We start from the raw sequence: 21655 nt of genomic DNA on the forward strand, positions 1-21655 counted from the left end.
GCATGTATAACAAAGGTTTATTTATTCTTATTTTCCTATCAAGTTGGTTTTCTCAAGCTCAGCTAAAGGATAGCCTTGATTTGACTGAAATATCTTATCACGATAATTTTCTTGAGAAATTAGAAAGTCAGCCTTTGTTATACTCCAAAGACTTATTAAAAAATGTGACCCAAACATCTCTTTCATTAGAAAGCAAAAAGCTAAATTTTAAGAGAGTTCAGACGCCTGAAGAAAGCATAACTTATCAATTTAAGACAGAAAGTTTTTTTTCATTATCAGAAAAACTGAAAGTATTCGGGCGTTTTAATTTTGATAAAATTGAAGAGAAACAAATGGGTTTTAATTCAACTTTGGAGCGTACAGAGAATCAAGCGGTTTTAACGCCTAATTATTTTTATGCGCCCCAAAAAGGCGATTGGGACAATCAGATTTTCGACATGATGGGCGGCGCGAGTTATCTCATTAACAATCATTGGTCGGTAGGCGGAGTGATTCATTACAAAAACCATAAAGCCTATCGCAATATTGATCCACGACCTGATCTTCAATTAGCTGATTATAGTGCAAAAGTACATTTAGGTTATTCTTTTAAAAAGCATCAATTTATTGCAAATGCTGGCTTAGGTTCAGCTTCTACAACGGCAAGTATTATTTATGTGGATGACATAGTACTGATGCGTTAATATTTAGTTGTCAAATAAATTTATCTGTTCATTGAAATTTTGATTTGAAAATTCGGCTGTAAGCAACTCTTTGATTGGAGTTTTGTCCATCGCTGATATACTTAGTATTTGTATAATCTCATAGATGGACAAATTACTTCGTAATGTATGTTTTATGTGCGCTACGATCAAGTACGTGCAGATTGCTACCCATATGTGGATGTTCACTGCATTTTCAGAGCGGCCCCATAGTTTTTTTATAGTTAGGTTTTGTTTTATCCACTTGAAGAACACTTCTATTTGCCACCTGTTTTTATACAGTTTAGTTACTTCTAAAGCAGATACTTCTTGATTATTTGTCAAGAAATATAATGTGATATCTTTTTCTTCATCGTGATATTCGACCATCCTAAGTGGTTCTGGATATAACTTTTTTGACTTATATCCATTTAGTATTATGGTTTTGTCACTTCTTAAACCTGTGATAGGGTTTATGTTATAATTCTGATGAGTGATCGTATAATCCATATTAGACTTTGCCCTTGAGATAAAAAAAGCTCCCGCAAGGTTTATACGGTACAGGGCTTCAAAATCTATATAAGCTTTATCCATCAAATAGATTGCCCCCCAAACTGGCATTATTACATCCAGTATGTTACTGTCGTGGTATTTTCCATCTGAGACTAAAACAAAAGAAGGGATACTACCTCTAATATCGAGCAATGTATGGATTTTCACAGCTCCTCTGGAGTATTTCCCTGGAGCCCATTGAAAAAGCACAAGACTAAGAGAAATCGTGGTCGAATCTAGCGCAAAGACTTCATTCTCCAACCTGATATTGGGAATTGGATGAGCAGCATACATAGGACGCACTTGACTGATTAGGTATTCCCCAAAGTCTGCAAATATTCTCCAGTCCCTACCTTCATTGGCTCGAGATAATGAAGACTGATTCACGTAACCGTTCATCCCTAAATGGTAAAGTTTATTTTTATGTGCCTTTAGGCAGGTGGCGATATCCCTTAGAGAATTAAGAGAGGTCAATTGTCCAAAATACAACTGAACAAACTGATTCCAACAATTAAAATCACGCGTTCTATAGTCGCCATTATAACGGTTTACGCACTTACTAAACTCATACTTATTGACAAAGTCCAATGTTTGGGCAAAAATGTATTTTCCAGAATTCATAGTAGTCTTATTTTCAAACTACTAAGATAAATTCATTTCAAATCAAAAAATCAAAGAACAGCTCTAAAGCCCCATAAATAAAGAGCTTAATTAAAATTAAAAAAAGTTAACGCATCACTAGTATGGATGACACTCAAAATGCGCCTGTTTATAAAGAGACTTTTACAAAATTTTCTTCAGGTTACGGTCGCGTTGTTTTCAACAGTTCTTACAGAAGGTTTCTGGAAAGAGAAAGACCTCAAACTGCTGGTTTAGCTTATAGTTATCGATATAACAGAAGTCGTGTAAGTTTGGATTATAACTACTTAAAATCTATTAAAAATAGCTACAATAGAGATGCAAACAACAGAGTTTATTTTGATGAAAAATTGATTGCCTATAAATACAGAAGCATTGAGCATCTCACAAAATTGAACTTTGATTATGATGGTGAAAAAGTAGATTATTTTCTTCAACTTAATTACCAACAACAAACGGGTGACAATTATTCTGTGATTGATCAAGGTCAGAATTATCAGCAAAACATTCAAGTTATCGGTTTTAATTCAGCAATTTTGCAACAAGAAAATAACAAGATGCTTTGGCAAGCAAGATTTAGCGCATCTTATTTAGATTCTGATTATACAGATTTGTTAGGCTTTACAAAAAAGGAAATTTCAGCTCTAAAGCTCAGAGGTGAATTTGGAAAAGATATTTGGACAAACTCTAAAAATAAAATCAATTTTGCTGTATCGGCTGAGGCTTATATTCCTGTTCAGGAAAATTTAATTACCACACAAGTGACGAGCAATACCTCTTTTACAGATCGCGTTATTAAGCCTGATCACGCTTTTGATAGCACATCAAAATTAAGAGCAGGTGCTGAAATCAATTATACTTTAAAATTATCCAATCAAAAAAGCTTAAGATTCTTTTTAAATTATAAAAATCTATCAGCTTTAAGTGATGAGTATCAGAAATATGCTCCTGAATTAAGGATATCTTCAAGTCATTTTACTAATTTTGGTTTACGCCTTTTTTATTGATAAATAATGATGAAATACATATTTTACTTTTGCTTAGCAACATTTGTTTTCAGCTGTGACAAAACTGATAAAGAAAAATATTACAGTATCGTTGAACTGAAATAAGTTTATAGCAGTGGCAATAAAGAAAATTGGCCAGAGCCACATTTAGACAGCCAAGTCATTAATTTTCAGGAAATAGGCGTTCTTCCTGATCTTAAGTTTGATAAAGAAAGTGGTTACTCAGAAAAAAAACGTGAGCTCGGTAAGTTTTTATTTTACGATCCGCGTATGTCGAGTTCCGGACAGATAGCTTGTGCATCATGCCACGACCCCAACACAGGTTGGGCTGATGGTAAACGCGTTGCTTTTGGTCACGACAGAAGTCCTGGAAGTAGAAATACAATGTCTATCATCAATATCGGACATATGGATACAATATTCTGGGATGGAAGAGCGGCTAATCTGGCTGAACAGGCCAAAGCTGCTGTTCAAAATCCGATAGAAATGAATCACGGTATTGATGAAGCTGTGAAAACAATTCAAAATATTGAAGGTTACAAAGCTTATTTTGAAGAAGTTTATGGTGAGAATCAAATCACTGAAGATAATATTTTCGATGCCATTATTGCTTTTGAGCGCACAATTGTCAGCCGTAAAAGTCGATTTGATAAATTTATTTCAGGAGACAGTACAAAACTTACCAACCAAGAAGTAGAAGGATTGCATCTTTTTAGAACTAAAGCAAGGTGTATCAATTGTCATAACTCTCCATTATTTACCGATCAACAATTTCATAATCTAGGTCTTTCCTATTACGGAAGAGAAGAATTTGAAGATTTAGGTCGCTACTATGTTACACAAAAAGCTGAAGATGTTGGTAAGTTTAAAACACCTTCTTTAAGAGAATTAAAACATACTGCACCATACATGCATAACGGACTTTTTCCGCATTTAGAAGGTCTTCTTAATATGTACAACGCAGGCATGGCAACGCTTGTTCCTTCAAAAGAGCAAGAGAATGACAGTTTGTTTCCTACAAAATCAAACTTATTAAAAGAACTTGATTTAAACCAAGATGAGTTAGCATCTCTTGAAGCCTTTCTGAACAGTTTATCATCTACAATTTATAGAGAAAGACCACCTAAAAAGCTTCCTCAGTAATCTTACAAAAATCAGTTATTACGGGAAGAGATCGCCGCATAAGTATCTTACCATCAAAAACTTACAGCTTACACATTCATTGATGTCAACCATACAACTAAGCTGATTCGTATGCTTAAAAAAGGTAATTTAGTTGAAAATTATAAGTTTAACTAATCCTTTTTATGATGAAATCAAGATTATTAAAATTAAGTTTACTTGCTTTTATTTTTATTGGTATCAATGCATGTAGCAGTGATGACGATGGAAACGAAATGGACGCAACGATTGATAACCTGTTTGATGTGCAAGATGCAGAATTGCAGAATAGAAACTTTCCATCTTCAACAACAGATGCGAGTTTAGAAATTATCAATATGAACACAAGTGTAATTCCTGGTGGAACCTCATTTGCCACAATCAGAACAAGCACACCTGCTCAAAAACTTCTAATTGGTGCAGAAAATGAGTCTGGCTTTTATGAACTTCCTGTTGATAATGATTCAGACCAAAGTTTTATTCTAAAAATAAACCAACTTAACCAAGAAGATAATTTCAGCGTTCGCTTAGCCTATTTAGATATTGATCATCAAATAAGTCAAAGCATCATCGCAGAATTAAATGTAATGAGTGTCGGGACAGGAACACTTCAGGTGAGTTTATCTTTTGACAATGATAAAGACGTTGATTTACATCTTATAGAGCCAAACGGTGACCATATTTACTATGGAAGTATGATGAGTGCCAATGGCGGTGAGCTAGATTTAGACTCCAATCCTGCTTGTTCAATTGATGGCATAAATAATGAAAATATCACATACTCAGAAGACGCACAATTAGATGCTGGAACATATTATGTATATGTTGATATGTACTCAAATTGTGATCCTTCAATAGCCACAAATTATGTTGCATCAGTCTATTTGGATGGCGTAGAAATACCTACCTCTACTCAAAATCCTTACACTGGGAACTTCCCTATAGATTTCCCAAGTAACAATGGCGGATCGGATATTCAAAACGATATTGAACCAGTCTTTAGTTTTACAATATCAGAGGACGCGTCGAGACCAATGCCGAATAAATTGTTTAAACCAAAACCAAAAACGCAATCAGCTATAAAAAAGTTAGAAATCTCAAATAACAGATAGTTTTAATTTTAAGTTGTTAATTTAAGTTAGATTGCTGAACCAGATGTCAAGAAATTGATGTCTGGTTTTTTTATTAAAAAGATTGTAGTTAGAGTTTGATATCTGATAATTCAGGATTAACTAATGTTGATACAAAGTAAAATCACAACTGTAAATAAAAAAATTCCGCATAGAGCAGAATTTTTTCTAGGTTCTTAATTATTTTTGCAGTCAATCAAACAACAACACACAACAGCATTAAATCCATTTTTTAAACACGAATATATTTAGCATTGCCTGATATCAGACTTTCTGCTAATTCACTTACTGCTTTCTTGAATTCTTCTTATATTCATACTTCACCACATCAAAACGAGTGTTTTTTCAATTCACCGTAAGATCATAAATCATTTCTGAACAGTTTTTTCTTCACTAAAAGGCTTTAAAGTTAATAACCCTGAACTCCCATCAATCGAGAACTCATATCCAATTTGATAATTCTCACTTTCTGAGGATAAATCTGTATTATACAACTCTTCTGTAAATGAACTCATGAGATGCTCTAAATCATGCTCATTCAAATCATAGGTAGTTTCTAAAAAACCTTTTTCTAAAGCGATGGTTACTGGATAATTATCAATATTTAATTCTTGACTTTCCCTCGTTTCTTCTGATTCAAAATTAGAATCATCTTGTAATAGTCTCTCTTGCTCACAGCTGAATGATAAAACAGCTAACACTAACAATAAAATAATTTTTTTCATAATTATATATATATTTTAATTAATAATATTCAATAATAACAAACAAATAAAACACCTATTAATATGATAATTAAATTATAGAGGGAATCACAAGATTAGTTTATTGAAATCCTAAAACAAGTTCAGAATGACATATAAATCTGTATTTATGAGTTAGAGTTTAATATCTGATAATTCGGATTAACTAGCGTTGATCCAGAGTAAAACCACGACTGCAAATAGAAATCCAAAACGCTATCGCGTTTCTTTGTCTTTTTTCATTTCACATCAGCTTTTAAGCGAAGCTTACATAAATTCGGATTAACTAATGTTGATCCAGATGAGAACCACGACTGCAAATAGAAATCCAACCGCTATCGCGTTTCTTTGTCTTTTTTCATTTCACATCAGCTTTTAAGCGAAGCTTAAGCTTTTGTGAAATGAAAAAATCCAACACCTTATATGGTATTGGATTTCTGCTTGATGTGGGTCATACTGGATTCGAACCAGTGACTTCCACGTTGTCGACGTGACACTCTAAACCAACTGAGTTAATGACCCCTTAAACTAAAAAACCCTAACGAATCGCTAGGGTTTTGTGGGTGCGAAGGGATTCGAACCCCTGACCTTCTGGGTGTAAACCAGATGCTCTGAACCAACTGAGCTACGCACCCTTTCGGATTGCGAGTGCAAATATAAGCCTATTTTTAATATGTCAAAATTTTATTTTCATTTTTTTTAAATTATTTCTGCTACTGTAAATGTGCTTCCGCCAATAAAGATTAAATCTGATGCTGAAGATTTATCCTTCGCAGAATTTAAAGCTTGATTCACAGACAAATAAACCTCTCCTTTTAAACCTTGTTCTTCTGCTTTCGTTTTTAAGAAATAGGCATCCATGCCTCTTTCTATTTTTAACTGACAGAAATAATAGTAAGCTTCTTTAGGGAAAAGCTCTAAAATCTCTTCGATGTCTTTTTCTTTTACAAAACCTAAAACGATATGTAATTGATCATATTTTTCTTCGGCTAGTTGCGACAATACATGTGTTAAACCTTCTTTATTATGTCCTGTATCTACTATAACCCGTGGTTCTTCTTGCAGGGTTTGCCAACGCCCAAACAAGCCTGTGTTATGAATAACATTATGTAAACCTTTTTCAATTGAAGATTTGGAAAGTTTAAAATCACATTGCTCAATTAAAGTTTGACAAGCAGTAACAGCTGTTTGTATGTTTTTCTGCTGATAAATTCCTTTTAAGTCAGAAGTAAAATTTGGCAAAATTAAATCTTCTGCAAAAATTAAATTTGCATTATTTGTCTTTGCTATTTTCTTAAAAATAGATTCAGTTTCAGAATTTTTTTCACCAACTACAACAGGCGTGTCAGGCTTGATAATTCCTGCTTTCTCCGTTGCAATTTTGGGACGGGTTTTACCTAAAAATTGGGTATGATCAAAACCAATATTTGTAATCACCGACAGTAAAGGTGATATAATATTTGTAGAATCTAAACGACCTCCTAAGCCAACTTCAATAACTGCTATATCAACTTTTTGTTGTGCAAATTCATGAAAGGCTAAGCCAACAGTCATTTCGAAAAAAGACAATTCATTTTCTTCAAAAAAAGATTGATGTTTAGTTATAAATTCAACGACATTTTCTTTTTCAATTGGTTCACCATTAATTTTAATGCGCTCTCTAAAATCCTTGAGATGTGGCGAGGTATGCAAACCAACCTTATAACCTTCTTCTTGTAAAATAGAAGCTAACATATGACTCACAGAACCTTTGCCATTAGTACCTGCGACATGAATACTTTTAAATTCCTGATGTGGATTTCCGAGATAACCAGAAAGCAAATTAATATTGGTTAAATCCTTTTTATAGGCCGCTCCGCCTTTGTTTTGATACATTGGCAATTGCTTAAAAAGCCAATCTAAACATTCATCATAAGTCATTTACTCGGATAATTTGAAAACATAAGTGATAAAACCAACTTGCTTTGAAGGTGCGTTTGAGTCGCTGTTAAACCTCGTATCTAAAGCGGCACGCTTGGCTGGCTCTAACAAGCAAGGACTACTGTTGGTTGTTCCTTTCACTCCTGCTGTTGCTCTGATGACATTTCCGTTTCTATCAACTTCAATCCTCACAACAACTTCGCCCGATTCATTACAATCTTGAGTATATTTTTCTTTATTTAAAGCTTTACGTCCGCCAAGTCTGTATTTGCCATCGCCATCTAAACCTTTGCCAGTTCCGTAATAATTTTTAGCGTTCGGGTCTCCATCAGGATCGCCTTTATCACCTGCTTTTTGATCATCGCCTTCACCTTCTGCCGCTTCTCCATCATTCTCTGGACCGTTCATTAAACTTTCCATCGCATCAGTCACTGACTTATCTGGCTTTGGTTCTGGTTTAGGTTCTGGCTTTTTTTCTTTTTCAGGCTTTTTCTCAGGCTGTTTTTCAACAGGTTGATTTTCAGTTTTTTCTTTTTGTTCCTTTTTAGGCTTTTCTTTTTTATCTTCCTTGATGACTGGAGCGTCTTCAACATCTTGATTAATCACATCTTCTTCTTCAGCAACAGATGAAGATTCTTCAACAGGAGTTGGTTCTGGAACATTTTTTTGCGGAGATGTTTTTACTGGTTCTTTAGGTTGAACATCACCCGACCCAAAATCAGTAGTTCCAAAGTTAACTGCAATACCTTTTTCTTTTGGAGGATCAAAATATTTAAAACCAAAAACCAGCATCAACAAAATAATCACCGCATAGATGATACTTGTAATGATAAATGATTTTTTTTGATGTTTTGTTTTTAAAAACTTCAATTTAGTTCGGTTTTACAGCTAAAATTAATTTGTACTGATTTTCATTAGCGATCATCATCACATCAACAGCCTTTTGTAAGATGATATCCTTTTCTGCTCTTAATATTACTGTTGGGTTTTCAACATCTGCTAATTTTGATTTCAAAGCAGACTCAAGGCGTTCGAAAGCGACTTTTTCACCATCAACGTGATATTCTAAATCTTTAGTGATACTGACAGAAACATTTTGTTTGTTTGTTGATTTTCCTTTCGCTTTTGGCAAAATGAGATCAAGCGCTTCTGGTGTGATTACTGGTGAAGTTAGCATGAAAAATATCAGCAACAGAAAGACAATATCTGTCATTGACGACATACTAAATTCAGGACTCACTTTATTTCTTCCTCTTAAATTCATAAAATTAAGTCGGTTCGTTTAATAAATCTAAAAAGTCAACTGCAGTCGCTTCCATTTGGTGAACGACTTTATCAGTTCTAACAACAATATGGTTATAGGTAATGTAAGCAATAATACCTACAATAAGCCCTGCAACTGTTGTTGTCATCGCTGTATAAATTCCTTCGGCTAACGAGCCCATCTCGGCTTGACCACTACTTGTTGCGAGCTCGTAAAAAGCTAAAACCATCCCAATTACAGTTCCTAAGAAACCTATCATCGGTGCTGCTCCGGCAATTGTTGCCAGCACGCTCACGTTTTTCTCTAATTTATAAACTTCTAATCGACCAGCATTTTCAATGGCTGTATTGATATCTTCTAAAGGTGTCCCGATTCGTGAAATCCCCTTTGCAGTTAAACGTGCAACAGGTGAATTTTCTTGAGCACAGCGCATTTTTGCACCTTCAATATTTCCGTGAGAAACATTATCTTTAATTTGATTCATAAAATCTTTATCAGTTTTTGAAGCTGCTTTGATTGCAAATAAGCGCTCAAAATAAATATAAAGTGCAACGAAAAGTAAGACAGCCAAAATGATGATGATGATTGTTCCTCCAGCTCCTCCACTGAGGATCAAGTCAATAACTGAAAGTGTTTTTTCTTCAGAAACTTGCTCAACGGCAGCCTCATCAACTCCTTGAATAAAATATGCTAGCATAATGTGTTATCAGTTTAGTGATATAACGAAAAAATTTTCACTAAATTACATTTTTATTCTAAACCTGAATGATTTGATTTCATTATTTTAATCTCATTTACCACTTCGATGGCATCCTATAGGCATTCATGTTTCGCTATAATTCTTCAATCATGATTAAGTTTCTTTTTATGGATTTTAAACAGCTGACAAAAATTTCATTTTTAGTTATTCTTTTGCTGAATTTTATGCCGATGAAAAGTCATTGTATCGTTATTAATTCAGATGAAGATCAACAAAGAAAATGCACGCCAAGCAAAAGCTACAGTTTTTCTATCGATCCTGAAGTATTAGCTGAATATCCCGAGATTGTTATCCGTATTAATTTTTGGGGAATTAATAAAGATAATGGTGAAAGTGAGGATCCTTTAACTGAAGAAAAAGTGATGGAAGCTTTAGGGCTTTTGAATTCCGCTTATGCCGATATGAATATTTGTTTTGAATTGAATGAATTTGAGCATATCAACAATTCTACTGCTTACTGGGGAAGCACAAAAAATTTTTCTAAATTTTTACGAGACTTTAAAGATGAATACGTCAAAGATGATGCACTCAATATTTTTGTTCCATACCGGTTTACAAATTTTGATGATGGTTTGAGAGGTGTCAATTTTGGCTATAATAAATTAGCAGTGAATATGCTGAATTATAACACAGGCATCTTACCACATGAAGTTGGCCATAGTTTTAGGTTGATACACACGCACCAAAGGTTTAAATCTGAAAGGTGTGAAAAAGTCACGCGTGATCCTGATAATCTGGAATTTAATGCAAAATGTGCAGGAGATTACGTGGTTGACACCAATGCAGTTCCGAGTATGTATGGATCAGAAGGAAATAATATCACTGACGATTGTAAATACACTGGTAATGCTAAAGATTGCGATGGCACACCTTACAATATCACCGAAGATGATGTCAGAAACTTTATGGCTTATACCAAACAATCATGTAGATCGCGTTTTACCGTTGGCCAAGGTATCCGCGTCAGGGAAACCATTGAACTCCAAGATTTTTATCAAAAAATGATTGTTGATTCGAAAAAATAAGAATTATTGAAGAATCGTTCTTTACTATGAATTGACTTCAATTTCTATTTGTTGAGATAAACTATTCCCTTCTTGATCAACGACTGTCAAAGTGTGTTTTCCTGGTTTTGGTAGTATAGAAATTTCATGAAAAGTTTCTGTACTTTCTAAATAAACCTCATCTAAATACCAATAAACCGTCGTTTCAGAATTGCGATGCGCTAATTTAAAAATAGTCGGATTGATTTCTTCTTTAAAATTTTTTGGAAGTGTGATGATTTCATTTTTTTTAGGTAAAACAAATTGCATCAACTCTTCTCCTTCTTTCAAACATCCGTTTTTATAAGGCGGTAAACTTCTGTACTCAGGATGCTTTTCAGAATAATAATAGGACATAATCGGAGGTAAGACAAACCAGTTTTTATTCTGAATTTCAGCTAAAGGATAACATGAAGAATTGACCTGAAATTGTTCAGAAGCATCCAAAAAAACTTGCTGATGATAAGGACAAGTTGATGTTCGTGTTCCTTTTTCAGGAATCCACTCAAGTTTTACATCGTCACAATAAAGTCCTGAAAGATATCCGCTTTTTTGACAAATTTCAGCTTCAACAAGTTCATCATAAGGAATGTCAAACCACCCACTTTTAGGCAAAGAATTTAAAACATCAAATAAAATCGGTGCTGCTGCCTGAATACCTGTTAAACCAGGCCGACCTTCTCCATCGGCATTTCCTGCCCAAACACCGATGGCATATTTTGGTGTTACACCAACTGCCCAAGCATCTTTAAAACCATAGCTTGTGCCTGTTTTCCAAGCCAAAGCTTGACTGTCGTTAAAAAATTCCCAACTTTCTTCACTCTGAGGTCGGTTAACTTCCTTCATCGCCTCGAAAGTTTCATATATCGCACCTGCATCCCAAACTTGAGCTTGATACTGAACTTTTCCAAAATCAAGTTTTTCTTGTTTTGAATAAATCGGATTCACAAATTCATTTTCTCGATATTCGCTAGATGAAGAATTGAAAAAGTTTAATGTTGAAGCCATGCCAGCATAAGCTTTCGTAATATCCCAAAGTGAACTTTCTGCACCGCCTAATATGAATGAAAGTCCATAATAATCAGCTGATTTATTCACATTTTTTTGGTGAAGATTTTTAAACTGATTATAAAATTTCTGTAAGCCAAACTCTCTCAACATTCTCACAGATGGTACATTTAAAGACCGAGATAAGGCAAGGCTCGCAGGAACAGCCCCGTTAAACTCTTTATCAAAATTTTGTGGATTATAACCATTCACTGAAGTTGGTACATCAGCAACTAAGGTATTCGGGAGAAGCAAACCATCATTTAGCATTGCTGTGTATAAAAAAGGTTTCAGAATACTCCCTGTACTTCTTGAGGCTTGAACCAAGTCAACGTAATGATCGTGTTCTGATGTTGTGGGTGAATTCCCGACATAAGCCAAGATTTCACGTGTTTCAACATCAAGCACAAGAATTGAAAGATTATGGATTTCATTCTGACGTAAACGATTGTAATTTTCCTTAGCAATTCTATTTAATCTTTTTTGAAGTGGATATCGAATTGTTGATATTAGCTGAACACCCTCATGTTCTTTTTTTAATTTCTCTGTCAAATGTGGTGTTATTTCTGGCAAGGCTAAAGCTTTGCTCGGAAGATTTTCAGCTATGGCTAATTCATAAGTCGTCGCATCAATCACTGAGTGATCTTTGAGTTTTTTGAGTAAGCGATCGCGTTTTTGTTTTAAAATCAATTCGTTTTTACCAGGGAAAATAAGGGAAGGTGCGTTTGGCAAAACAGCTAAGGCTGCAGATTGTCCCCAACTTAAATCTTCTGACGGAACACCAAAATAGCGCCATGAAGCCGTTTCTAAACCAACTACATTTCCGCCAAAAGGCGCATAAGTTGCATATAGATTTAGGATTTCCTTTTTGCTCTCTCTTAATTCTAATCGCGTGGCTTGAAAAATTTCAATCAACTTTTCAAGATAAGTTCTGGATTGATTTTGTCGAGATAAACGAATCACCTGTTGAGTGATTGTACTTCCGCCTCGCCTTTGATCGGTTGTTATATTCTGCCATAAGGCTTTTGAGATTGCAATTGGATTGAAACCTGGGTGCTGATAGAAATATTCATCCTCAAAATAAAGAATACATTGCTCAAATTTATAAGAAACGCTATCTTGTTTAGGAAATCGCCATTGTCCATCTTTTGCAATACGCGCACCCAAAAGCACACCCTCTCTACTCTTTAAAATACTTGATGTTGGAGCGTTGAATAAATCTTTAGGTAATGAGAAAAACCAAATTAAACCGATAATAACAAGAAGACTCAACTTGATGAAATGATTTTTCAAAAATTTTAAAGTAGAATTTTTGTTGTTTTTCATCTTAAACGGCTCAATATTTTACACTTTAAAAGAAGCTCAACTTGAAAGATAAAGTTGAGCTTCTTAGAATTATTATTGGACAACTTTCACCCAGTTACCTTGTGTTCTTGCAAAATAAGTTGCATCATACATTGCCTCCACTTGTGCGCCAGGCAAATAATATGTTCCTAAATAGGAAGCATTAAGTTTAATGTTAAATACTTTCGTTTTATTAGCATCAACACTAAAATAATATTTCACTCTATCGTCACGAATATCTTGATAATCAGCTTCACTATTCACTCCTTCTCCTAAATCAGTAAAACTCGTGTTAATCACTTCCCAACCACTAGGGAAAATTTGCGACAGAGCAACATTGCTAACAGCATCCATAGAAGTATTAGTCACAGCAACTTGAGCTATGATTTGTGTGCCCTGTTTTAAATTAGAAACATCAATCGGATTCCCTGCGCCATCAATAAATTGTGTTTTCATCACAAGATTACTTTGATCGATTAACTCTTCACCCAAAGTAAGTTTTCCTGATTGTGATACTGTTACAAAAAGCCTGTTATCTCTGAGGTTTTTAAGCATCAATGAATTCGTTCCTCTTTGAATATCTAAAGTTCTTTCAGCTAAAGCTTTTTTTGTTTTTACATTTGATGATTCTCCATTCAATTCATAATTTATCTCAATCGCTTTACCGCCATTTTCATTAGCCATTTTTGCTAGAGCCATTAAGGCATAAGAAGTTTCTTGCGTACTAAACCAACGCTGAGAAGATAAGTTTTTAGCTAAAGAAACTGACAATTCCCTTTGTTGATCATCGCCAAGTAAAACCATTGTTTCCAAAGCCATCGCTCTATTTCTGAAAGGAGAACCATAGGTGTAATAATTATACTTCTCAGGTTTAAAGTTAATGTTGGCTGTTTCTGAAATTTGTTGAGCCACACTTTCTTTTCCAGCAAAAGCATAAGCTGCAGCCAATCGCCACTTGGCATCATTACTCATTTCACCAGATTCTCGTAAACGGTTCATCGCAGCCAATTCAGGTTTTCCAGCTAAGGCTAAAGTATAAAGACGATAAGCTTGCGTTAAACTAGAGTTATATCTCGTATAAGAGTTACGCCATTGTCTCGCCTGATTTTGTTGATAGCTCAACCAATTGCTTAAAAAACTAATTGGCAAGGCATAACCTTTCTTCTTGGCTTCAAGCATAAAATGACCTGCATAATTTGTACTCCATTCATCAATTTCAGTTTGACCAGGCCAATAAGTCAAGCCGCCATTATGCGTTTGGAATTTATTTAAACGCTGAATCACTTGTTTGATATTTTCTTCAATCTCTTTTTTCTTATTAAAAGTAATATCAAAAACATCCCCTAAAAACAACTGCGGAAATCCAGCAGAGGTTGTTTGCTCCAAGCAACCATGTGGATAACGGATTAAATAATCCATACGTTTGTTGTAATCCATAGCAGGAAGAGTTGAAAATTCTATAGAAGCTGAATTGCTTCCTTCAACACCAAAAGCTTCAAAATTGATTTCTTTCATTTCCTTTCCTTCTAAAGTGTAAGTTTTAGAAATCTGAGAAATAGGATTTGGATTTTCAACATCAATTTCAATCGATGTTTTAGCTTTTTCTCCATTTCCAGAAGCATAAATTTGAAAATTTTGAGGTTGGTTTGAACTCTTGACTTCAAATTCAAAATTGACAATTTGCTCGCCAATTTCATTAAATGAAATATTTTTAGACGTTGAACCAATCGGTGAAAAAGCTTCGCTTTCTTTGATGCTTACAGACACATTTTTCACTTTGTCCTCCATCGCAAAAACAGTCACGGGAAGCGTTACTTTTTCTCCAGGAGACAGTTTCCTTGGTAATGAAGCAAGCACCATTAAAGGCTTTCTCACTGGAACTGTTTTTTCTGCATTTCCGTAAGCTGCTTTTTTATGATCCCCTGCAATGAGCATTGTTCTCACCGAACCTACATAATTTGGCATGTATAATTCATGCGTTTGCGTTTCTCCTTTTTGAAGATGAAAGGGCCCTAAATAAGTCACAACTGGTTTAAAGCGATCAGCTTTTCTATTTTTAGCTCCAGCTGCAGCATCGCCTCCACCAATTTCATAAATTTGATCGACACTTCCAGAAAATGCACCGATAACATCATCAAAAACATCAAAAGTTTTGACGCCTAAAGCTTCTCGCGCATAAAAAGCAGCATGAATATTAGGCGTTGTAAATCTGGTTAAATCAAGTAAACCTTCATCCACAACGGCTAAAGTATAAGTCATTTCTTTAGCATTTTCCTCAGAGACTTTGATGCTATACTTTTGTTCTGGTTTTAAAACCTGAGGCATTTCAATGTCAGGATTTAATTTAGTATTTGGGTTTTCAACCATTAGCGGAATAATCCCATAAAGACGGATTGGCAAATCATTTTTGGTTTGCTCGTGTGGTTGAATCAAAGAAATATTGACATAAACATTAGGTGCCATTTCTTCAGTGAGCGGAATTGAAACTTGAGTTTCACCTTTTTGCGTATCAACCCATTGTTTGCTGATAACTTCTGTTCCATTTTCAATACTGATAAACGCGCGACCTTTATTTCCTGAAGGAAAAGTAATCACAGCATCTTCACCAACTTTGTAAGCATCTTTATCAGAAGAAAAAACTAACATTTTTGCACTTTCTGCATCACCGCTTGTTGGTCTTTTAGACCAGTTTCTATAAAAATAAACAGTTTCTCCTGTTGCATGCCCTGAAACTTTATCAATCACACGAACAAGATAACGACCACTTTGACGCTCAGGAATATTCACTGTAAATTGCCCTTTACCTTCAGCATTAGTCGTGACTGTAAATTCCTTAACTGGTTTGTAAGTATTGGTATTGTCGTAACGAGATAAATTGTCTTTTCCACGACTCCACCACCAACGCCATTCGATTTCAAAAACTTTGACTTCAAGTTCTCTATTGCCAGCAAGTTCACCTTGCGCATTAACTGTAAGAACATCAAAAACAGTGTTTTCATCAGTATAATAAGCGCCATACTGATGTGGGTCTGGCGCTAAGAGTCCAACAAAATAATTATAAGGTGCTAATTTCTTTGAAAAAACATCGATAGAGAAATCTCCGCCACCTTCAAAAACTTTTGTCAGGAAAGTTGCCTTCAACATTCCTGGCGCATTTTTATTAAGATTAATATTTTTACTAAAATTAACTTCTCCTTTTTCTGAAAGTTGACTTTCTAAAATTGGCATTTCAATTTTCTCAAAATCTCGAACAGGATCCGTAAAATTATACTGTGGAAACTCTTCAAAAGCATTGTTTTGAGAAGTTAGAGTCACTTCCATTTCAGCTTTTAAATTTCTCGCGGGTGAACCATGCAACCATGTCGAGCTGAGTTTTCCAGAAATAGCTTTGCTAGCATCTAATATTTCATCATCAAAGTCCAAAGCTATTTTAAGTCGGTTTGGCTTTACAGTTGCAACACGAATTGTTTTGCTAAAACTTGCACCACCGACAAAAACAGTCGCATTCCAATTCCCTGTTGGCGAAGAATCTTCAGTGATGATAGGAAAATAATAAAAGCCATTTTTAGCATTTTGAGAATCTTTATTCTCGCTGAGAACTTCTTGCTTCATTAGCTTTCCACGAGCATCAGTCACCTGTAATTTGACAGGATGATTTTTAGGTAAAGGATTTGCTTTGTCGTTTAATGCAAAAGTTAAATGAATGGTGTCTCCTGGTCGGTGCACACCTCTTTCTGCATAAATTAAACCTTTTAAACCTTTTTTTAGAATTTTTCCAGAAACATCAAATTTGCTCAACGAAAGTGCATTTCCACCATCAAGTTTGGCATAAGCATAATTTTCTCCTTGTCGCGCAATAGCAAAAGCTGCTTTTTCAGCATTATCACTTAATGCGAAGCCTTCTTGATTCGTTCTTATTGAAGAAATGAGCTGTTGCTGAAAATTATATAATTCAACAGTGACGCCGCCTTCTGGTTGAGCTGTGATGAGGTTTGTTGTCGCAAAATGATAAGAGCGATTATTGCTTTCTTTAACAATAAGTCCCAAATCTGATCCTAAAACATTAATGCTCGCAAAACGATCTTCGTCATAGTATGAAAGATCACAAGGATTGTCACGCTCTTGCCAATTGTATGGTGTGTTTCGCCAATCATAAATTTCATTATTCCAATACTGTTCTTCAAGCTCTTCTTCTACTGAAGTGAAATCTGTCTCATTGACTTCTTCATTTTCTGATAGATCATTTGTTTCAGCACATTCATAATTGCTGTATTCTTTTTTAAAGCTGATTTCAATTTGGTACATCGCACCTGGATCAGCTTTTATAAAATCTGAAATATTAATCGCATATGCTTTCCATGAATTAGATTCTAAATCGTTTTCATGAGAAAGACTGATCGTTTTTTTAGCAATTCGTCGACCAACACGTCGAATGTTATAATTGTTTTGTGAGTTTAAATTACCAGATTGAAGAAATTGTAACATATTATCTTCAAAAACCTTGATGACACGAACATCAACAGCTGAAAGATTGACACTTTCAAAATAGATAGGTGTAGATGCTGAACTTGGTAAAATAACCCCTTTAGAAAGTAAACGTACCGCAGGTTTTAGTTGTTCAAAAGACACAGTTTCTAAAAAATCTTTCTTTAATGAATAGCCAGAATTATTTTTTATGCCTTTAAAAATATTGATATTAACTTGACCTGTTATTCGAGTTGAAGGATAAACATTAAGCAAGTTTCCATCAACTTCAAATCGCAAGTTATTTTGATCTTTAATCGTTATTAAGCCTTTAAAGTTTTGCTTCTCATCAAGCGGGTCCGAAAAGTTAATTGCTAACGAACTTTGTTGAGCCAAATTTGTTTTGATATCGATGATGGTAAAATTATTTTGACCAGGAATATCAAAATCGTTTTGAGCTTTATGATCAGCATCAATCGCTTCACCATCCCATTCAATCCTTACTTGAGAATCATCAACTTGTCGTTTAATACTGTCGATCTTAAATCTAAAGTAATTTCCATCTTGAGCTTCGTCTTGCCATTTTATAGAAAGGCTTTTCTTGTCTTGAGACGCTTTAATAAGTTTTTTTGCTTTTGAAAAATCAATTACATCTGAAGCTTCTATGTCGCCTGTTACGTACTGCCATTCTTTAGAATAAGATTGTAAGTTCCCGAGATTGACTTTAAAATTTGGCTGAATTGTTTTAAAGCTAAAGCTGAATTTTTTAAAATCATCACCAATGTCATCATAAAGCTCACTTAATTTTAATGTAACTTGATATTCAGTATTTGGTTTTAAATTTTCATTTGGTTGAAAGACTAAAGAATTATTGTTTTCAACATATAATTTCCCTTTGACATTTGGAGAAATTTCTAAATAACTTGCTGGGATTTCCTGAGACAATTCATATTGCTCTAGAGGCTGAGCTAAATTAATTCTGATAGGTTTTGCAATGGAAACTCTGCCTTGTGAATGATAAGAAATAAATTCTTTGAACTTAAATAAGTTATCAGTTTCAGGCGGTGTTTCGTCTTGACATGAAATTAAAAATATGCTTAGTAAAAGAAAACGGAAAAGATTTTTCATGGAGAAAGGATTATCGTTCAAAGTTATAGCAAATAATCTCGGTTAACAAGATTTTTTTATAATGAGATATTAATAAGAAACTAAACATCTAAACAAAAAGCTTTACATCTGTTATTTCGATGCAAAGCTTTTTTATTAAACTCGATTGATTTTTATTTATGCATAAAGGAATTTTTCTATCAGCATAAAAACACCTGCACCAGCTAAGAATCCGACAAGCGCAAGCCAACTGACTTTCTTGAGATACCAAATGAAATCAATTTTTTCGATACCCATTGCTGCAACACCAGCTGCAGAACCAATCACTAATAAGCTTCCTCCTGTCCCAGCAGAATAAGCGATAAAGTGCCAAATTGGGCTATCAGTTTCAAAAGTATACATTCCCATTGTGGCCGCAACCATCGGAACGTTATCAATAAGTGCCGATAACATTCCCAGAAGAATGACAACAGCATCCATATTAGGAATTGCATTTGAAATACTCTCTGCTGCATAACGTAAAGTTCCGACTTCAATACCAGAAATGCTTCCGTAAACAGTACTTTCTAAAGCTGCAACAGCTAGTAAAATACCTAAGAAAAATAGAATACTTGAAAATTCTATTTTAGATAATGCTCTGTTTGTTGAGTATAAGTGCTTTTGATCTTTAGGAAGGTTTTTTACTGGTTTCACATATTCTGAAAATAACCAAACAATACCTAAACTAAACATCATTCCTAAATAAGGTGGTAATCCTGTAATTGCTTTAAAAATAGGAACAAAAATTATTCCTCCTAAACCAATATAAAGCATGGTTTTACTACTGAGTAAACGCTCTGTTTTCTCATCAGTAATCATCTCACGACGCATGGCTTTTCCTCTAAAAGGTTTCATTTTAGTCGCGATCAGAAATGGCACTACAAAACAAACAATAGACGGGACAATAACATATTCTGAAAGGCCAACCGCCGTCACTTTGTTACCAATCCACAACATGGTTGTTGTCACGTCACCAATAGGCGACCAAGCACCACCTGCGTTTGCAGCAATAATAATCATCGCAGCATACCAAACGCGGTATTTGTGCCAAACGATAATTTTCCTTAATAAGGTAATGAGAATAATTGTAGCCGTTAAGTTATCAATCACTGCAGATAAAAAGAAGGCTAAAATACCTAAAATCCAAAGTAATTGTTTTTTACTTTTTGGCTTAATCACTTTTTTGATAATACCAAAACCACGATGTAAGTCAATGATTTCAACAATCGTCATGGCACCAATTAAGAAGAATAATATCTCACCAATATTACTGAAATGATGCATCAAATTTTTAGTAAAACCATAACTATCAGATTCTGATGGTCCTTCAATTAAACTAAAAACATCTCCTTTATAATTAATAATGTCAAACCAGCCATAGTTAAACCCTATCGCAAGTACTGCCCACATAAATGTTCCCATGAGTAAAGCAGGAACTGCTTTGTCCAGTTTTAATGGATGTTCCAATGTGATTGCTAGATAGCCAAGCACAAAGGCTAAAATTAAAATTGTTGTCATTTAATTAGCTCATAAAAGTTTTTCTAATGCGATTCCAAATGCAGTTTTACTGATGTTATTTAAATCAGAATTTTTATTTTTAATATCTTGAATAGCGTTTTTAATAGTGATTGAAGTATCATTGAAAATGGCTTCATCAGTCATCTGAACTTTTTCACCCATAAAATATGCAAAAGCTCTTGCCATACCACAGTTTGAAATAAAGTCTGGTATTAAACTGATGTTTTGATCTGCATGTTCCATAATGGAACCAAAGAAAATTTCTTTATCAGCAAAAGGAACATTCGCCCCACTTGCTATCACTTCAAGACCATGTTCAATCATTTGATTAACTTGGTCTCGTGTGACTATTCGAGAAGCGGCACAAGGTGCAAATACTTCAGCCCCAACTGACCAAATTTGAGAGTTAACCTCATCAAAACTGAGCATATTGTCTGCTTTTAAAGTATTACCATCTTTGTTTAAATATAAATGTTTCATCTCTTCATAAGAAAAACCTTCTTTATCAATAAGACCGCCATCTTTATCAATAATACCGACAACTTTTGCACCTAAAGCAGTTAAGTAATAAGCCGCTGCAGAACCAACATTTCCAAAACCTTGAATAATAACTTTCTTGCCTTTGACAGAGCTTTTATAAATATTATAAAAATGCTTGATTGACTCTGAAACACCATAGCCAGTAATCATGTCTCCCACGGTATATTGTCTAAATTGATCTGGTGTGTAGTCAGGGTTTTCTACAACTCTGGAAACTCCGCTTCTTAACTGACCAATTCTACTGATTTTATCAGTTTCTGTTGTTTGAAAATGCCCTTGAAAGACACCTTCTTGTGGATGCCATACACCATATTTTTCAATATTAGGAATCACTTCATGAATCTGATCGACATTCATATCGCCTCCAGTTCCATAATAGCTTTTTAACATAGGTGAAACAGCCTTAAACCAACGTTCTAAAACACCAGCTTTTCTAGGATCATTTGGATCAAAATTAATACCTGATTTTGCTCCGCCAATAGCAGGCCCAGAAACTGTAAATTTGATTTCCATTGTTTTGGCTAATGATAAAACTTCATTTTTATCTAGCCCTTTGCGCATACGTGTACCACCTCCTGCGGCTCCGCCTCGTAAAGAATTAATAACAACCCAACCTTCTGCTTCTGTTTCTGAATCTTTCCATTGAAAAACAATTTCAGGCTCTTTTGATTCAAACTTTTTTAAGAGATTTTTCATT

General features: G+C 34.6%; 15 protein-coding genes and 2 tRNA genes. 5 read left to right on the forward strand and 12 right to left on the reverse strand.

Annotation, left to right across the window (positions count from 1 at the left end; all coding sequences use genetic code 11):
- The first annotated feature begins 2 nt into the window (after nt 1-2).
- Nucleotides 3-683 carry a DUF6850 family outer membrane beta-barrel protein gene (locus BLV84_RS00820; protein ID WP_093238057.1) on the forward strand — a complete coding sequence of 227 codons (681 nt, stop codon included), beginning with the start codon at nt 3-5 and terminating at the stop codon, nt 681-683.
- Nucleotides 684-686: 3 nt separating this feature from the next.
- Here the strand turns inward: BLV84_RS00820 and BLV84_RS00825 are convergent, their stop codons facing one another.
- Nucleotides 687-1853, reverse strand: a complete 1167-nt coding sequence (locus BLV84_RS00825; RefSeq protein ID WP_093238060.1) for an IS4 family transposase — start codon at nt 1851-1853, stop codon at nt 687-689.
- Between the two features lie 122 nt (nt 1854-1975).
- Between BLV84_RS00825 and BLV84_RS00830 the strand changes: the two genes are divergently transcribed.
- The 3 genes from BLV84_RS00830 to BLV84_RS00840 all read left to right on the forward strand — a co-directional run bounded on the left by BLV84_RS00830 (nt 1976) and on the right by BLV84_RS00840 (nt 5151).
- Nucleotides 1976-2878, forward strand: coding sequence for a DUF6850 family outer membrane beta-barrel protein (locus BLV84_RS00830; RefSeq protein WP_093238062.1), 903 nt, complete (start codon nt 1976-1978; stop codon nt 2876-2878).
- Nucleotides 2879-3055: 177 nt separating this feature from the next.
- On the forward strand, nt 3056-4021 hold the full coding sequence (locus BLV84_RS00835; protein WP_262501505.1) for a cytochrome-c peroxidase: 966 nt from the start codon (nt 3056-3058) through the stop codon (nt 4019-4021).
- Between the two features lie 167 nt (nt 4022-4188).
- Nucleotides 4189-5151, forward strand: coding sequence for a YfaP family protein (locus BLV84_RS00840; RefSeq protein WP_093238068.1), 963 nt, complete (start codon nt 4189-4191; stop codon nt 5149-5151).
- Nucleotides 5152-5537: 386 nt separating this feature from the next.
- On the opposite strand, the gene BLV84_RS00845 is transcribed toward BLV84_RS00840, so the two are convergent.
- The 7 genes from BLV84_RS00845 to BLV84_RS00875 all read right to left on the reverse strand — a co-directional run bounded on the left by BLV84_RS00845 (nt 5538) and on the right by BLV84_RS00875 (nt 9793).
- On the reverse strand, nt 5538-5894 hold the full coding sequence (locus BLV84_RS00845; RefSeq protein WP_093238073.1) for a hypothetical protein: 357 nt from the start codon (nt 5892-5894) through the stop codon (nt 5538-5540).
- Nucleotides 5895-6359: 465 nt separating this feature from the next.
- Nucleotides 6360-6434: transfer RNA gene (locus tag BLV84_RS00850), tRNA-Val, on the reverse strand.
- Between the two features lie 38 nt (nt 6435-6472).
- Nucleotides 6473-6547 (reverse strand) — tRNA-Val (locus BLV84_RS00855).
- Nucleotides 6548-6611: 64 nt separating this feature from the next.
- A complete protein-coding gene (locus tag BLV84_RS00860; RefSeq protein ID WP_093238076.1) occupies nt 6612-7832 on the reverse strand; it encodes a bifunctional folylpolyglutamate synthase/dihydrofolate synthase in 1221 nt (406 codons plus the stop codon).
- The gene (locus BLV84_RS00865) at nt 7833-8702 is read right to left on the reverse strand and encodes an energy transducer TonB (RefSeq protein WP_093238079.1); all 870 of its coding nucleotides are present in this window, start codon (nt 8700-8702) and stop codon (nt 7833-7835) included.
- 1 nt (nt 8703) lies between these two features.
- Nucleotides 8704-9096 carry an ExbD/TolR family protein gene (locus BLV84_RS00870; RefSeq protein ID WP_093238082.1) on the reverse strand — a complete coding sequence of 131 codons (393 nt, stop codon included), beginning with the start codon at nt 9094-9096 and terminating at the stop codon, nt 8704-8706.
- A gap of 4 nt (nt 9097-9100) precedes the next feature.
- Nucleotides 9101-9793, reverse strand: a complete 693-nt coding sequence (locus BLV84_RS00875) for a MotA/TolQ/ExbB proton channel family protein (protein ID WP_093238085.1) — start codon at nt 9791-9793, stop codon at nt 9101-9103.
- A gap of 170 nt (nt 9794-9963) precedes the next feature.
- Between BLV84_RS00875 and BLV84_RS00880 the strand changes: the two genes are divergently transcribed.
- The gene (locus BLV84_RS00880; protein ID WP_143521307.1) at nt 9964-10881 is read left to right on the forward strand and encodes a zinc metalloprotease; all 918 of its coding nucleotides are present in this window, start codon (nt 9964-9966) and stop codon (nt 10879-10881) included.
- A gap of 24 nt (nt 10882-10905) precedes the next feature.
- Here BLV84_RS00880 and pbpC read toward each other — a convergent pair whose 3' ends face one another.
- The 4 genes from pbpC to BLV84_RS00900 form a co-directional block, all read right to left on the reverse strand.
- Complete coding sequence (pbpC, locus tag BLV84_RS00885; protein WP_093238091.1) at nt 10906-13272, reverse strand: penicillin-binding protein 1C; 2367 nt, start codon at nt 13270-13272, stop codon at nt 10906-10908.
- A 72-nt stretch (nt 13273-13344) separates the two neighbouring features.
- Entirely contained in the window at nt 13345-18882 is a 5538-nt protein-coding gene (locus BLV84_RS00890; RefSeq protein WP_093238094.1) for an alpha-2-macroglobulin family protein, read from the reverse strand.
- A gap of 156 nt (nt 18883-19038) precedes the next feature.
- Entirely contained in the window at nt 19039-20418 is a 1380-nt protein-coding gene (gene nhaD / locus BLV84_RS00895) for a sodium:proton antiporter NhaD (protein ID WP_093238097.1), read from the reverse strand.
- 9 nt (nt 20419-20427) lie between these two features.
- Entirely contained in the window at nt 20428-21654 is a 1227-nt protein-coding gene (locus tag BLV84_RS00900; RefSeq protein WP_093238100.1) for a Glu/Leu/Phe/Val dehydrogenase dimerization domain-containing protein, read from the reverse strand.
- Between the last annotated feature and the right edge of the window lies 1 nt (nt 21655).

Origin of the sequence: Psychroflexus halocasei (assembly GCF_900107595.1) — a bacterium.
Lineage (GTDB): Bacteria > Bacteroidota > Bacteroidia > Flavobacteriales > Flavobacteriaceae > Psychroflexus > Psychroflexus halocasei.

Bases quoted from the DNA above. Each gene is read 5' to 3' on its own strand.
- BLV84_RS00900 (WP_093238100.1), bottom strand. From the start codon at position 21,654: ATGAAAAATCTCTTAAAAAAGTTTGAATCAAAAGAGCCTGAAATTGTT.
- BLV84_RS00825 (WP_093238060.1), bottom strand. From the start codon at position 1,853: ATGAATTCTGGAAAATACATTTTTGCCCAAACATTGGACTTTGTCAAT.
- BLV84_RS00880 (WP_143521307.1), top strand. From the start codon at position 9,964: ATGGATTTTAAACAGCTGACAAAAATTTCATTTTTAGTTATTCTTTTG.
- pbpC (WP_093238091.1), bottom strand. From the start codon at position 13,272: ATGAAAAACAACAAAAATTCTACTTTAAAATTTTTGAAAAATCATTTC.
- BLV84_RS00845 (WP_093238073.1), bottom strand. From the start codon at position 5,894: ATGAAAAAAATTATTTTATTGTTAGTGTTAGCTGTTTTATCATTCAGC.
- BLV84_RS00875 (WP_093238085.1), bottom strand. From the start codon at position 9,793: ATGCTAGCATATTTTATTCAAGGAGTTGATGAGGCTGCCGTTGAGCAA.
- BLV84_RS00870 (WP_093238082.1), bottom strand. From the start codon at position 9,096: ATGAATTTAAGAGGAAGAAATAAAGTGAGTCCTGAATTTAGTATGTCG.
- nhaD (WP_093238097.1), bottom strand. From the start codon at position 20,418: ATGACAACAATTTTAATTTTAGCCTTTGTGCTTGGCTATCTAGCAATC.
- BLV84_RS00830 (WP_093238062.1), top strand. From the start codon at position 1,976: ATGGATGACACTCAAAATGCGCCTGTTTATAAAGAGACTTTTACAAAA.
- BLV84_RS00840 (WP_093238068.1), top strand. From the start codon at position 4,189: ATGAAATCAAGATTATTAAAATTAAGTTTACTTGCTTTTATTTTTATT.
- BLV84_RS00860 (WP_093238076.1), bottom strand. From the start codon at position 7,832: ATGACTTATGATGAATGTTTAGATTGGCTTTTTAAGCAATTGCCAATG.
- BLV84_RS00820 (WP_093238057.1), top strand. From the start codon at position 3: ATGTATAACAAAGGTTTATTTATTCTTATTTTCCTATCAAGTTGGTTT.
- BLV84_RS00890 (WP_093238094.1), bottom strand. From the start codon at position 18,882: ATGAAAAATCTTTTCCGTTTTCTTTTACTAAGCATATTTTTAATTTCA.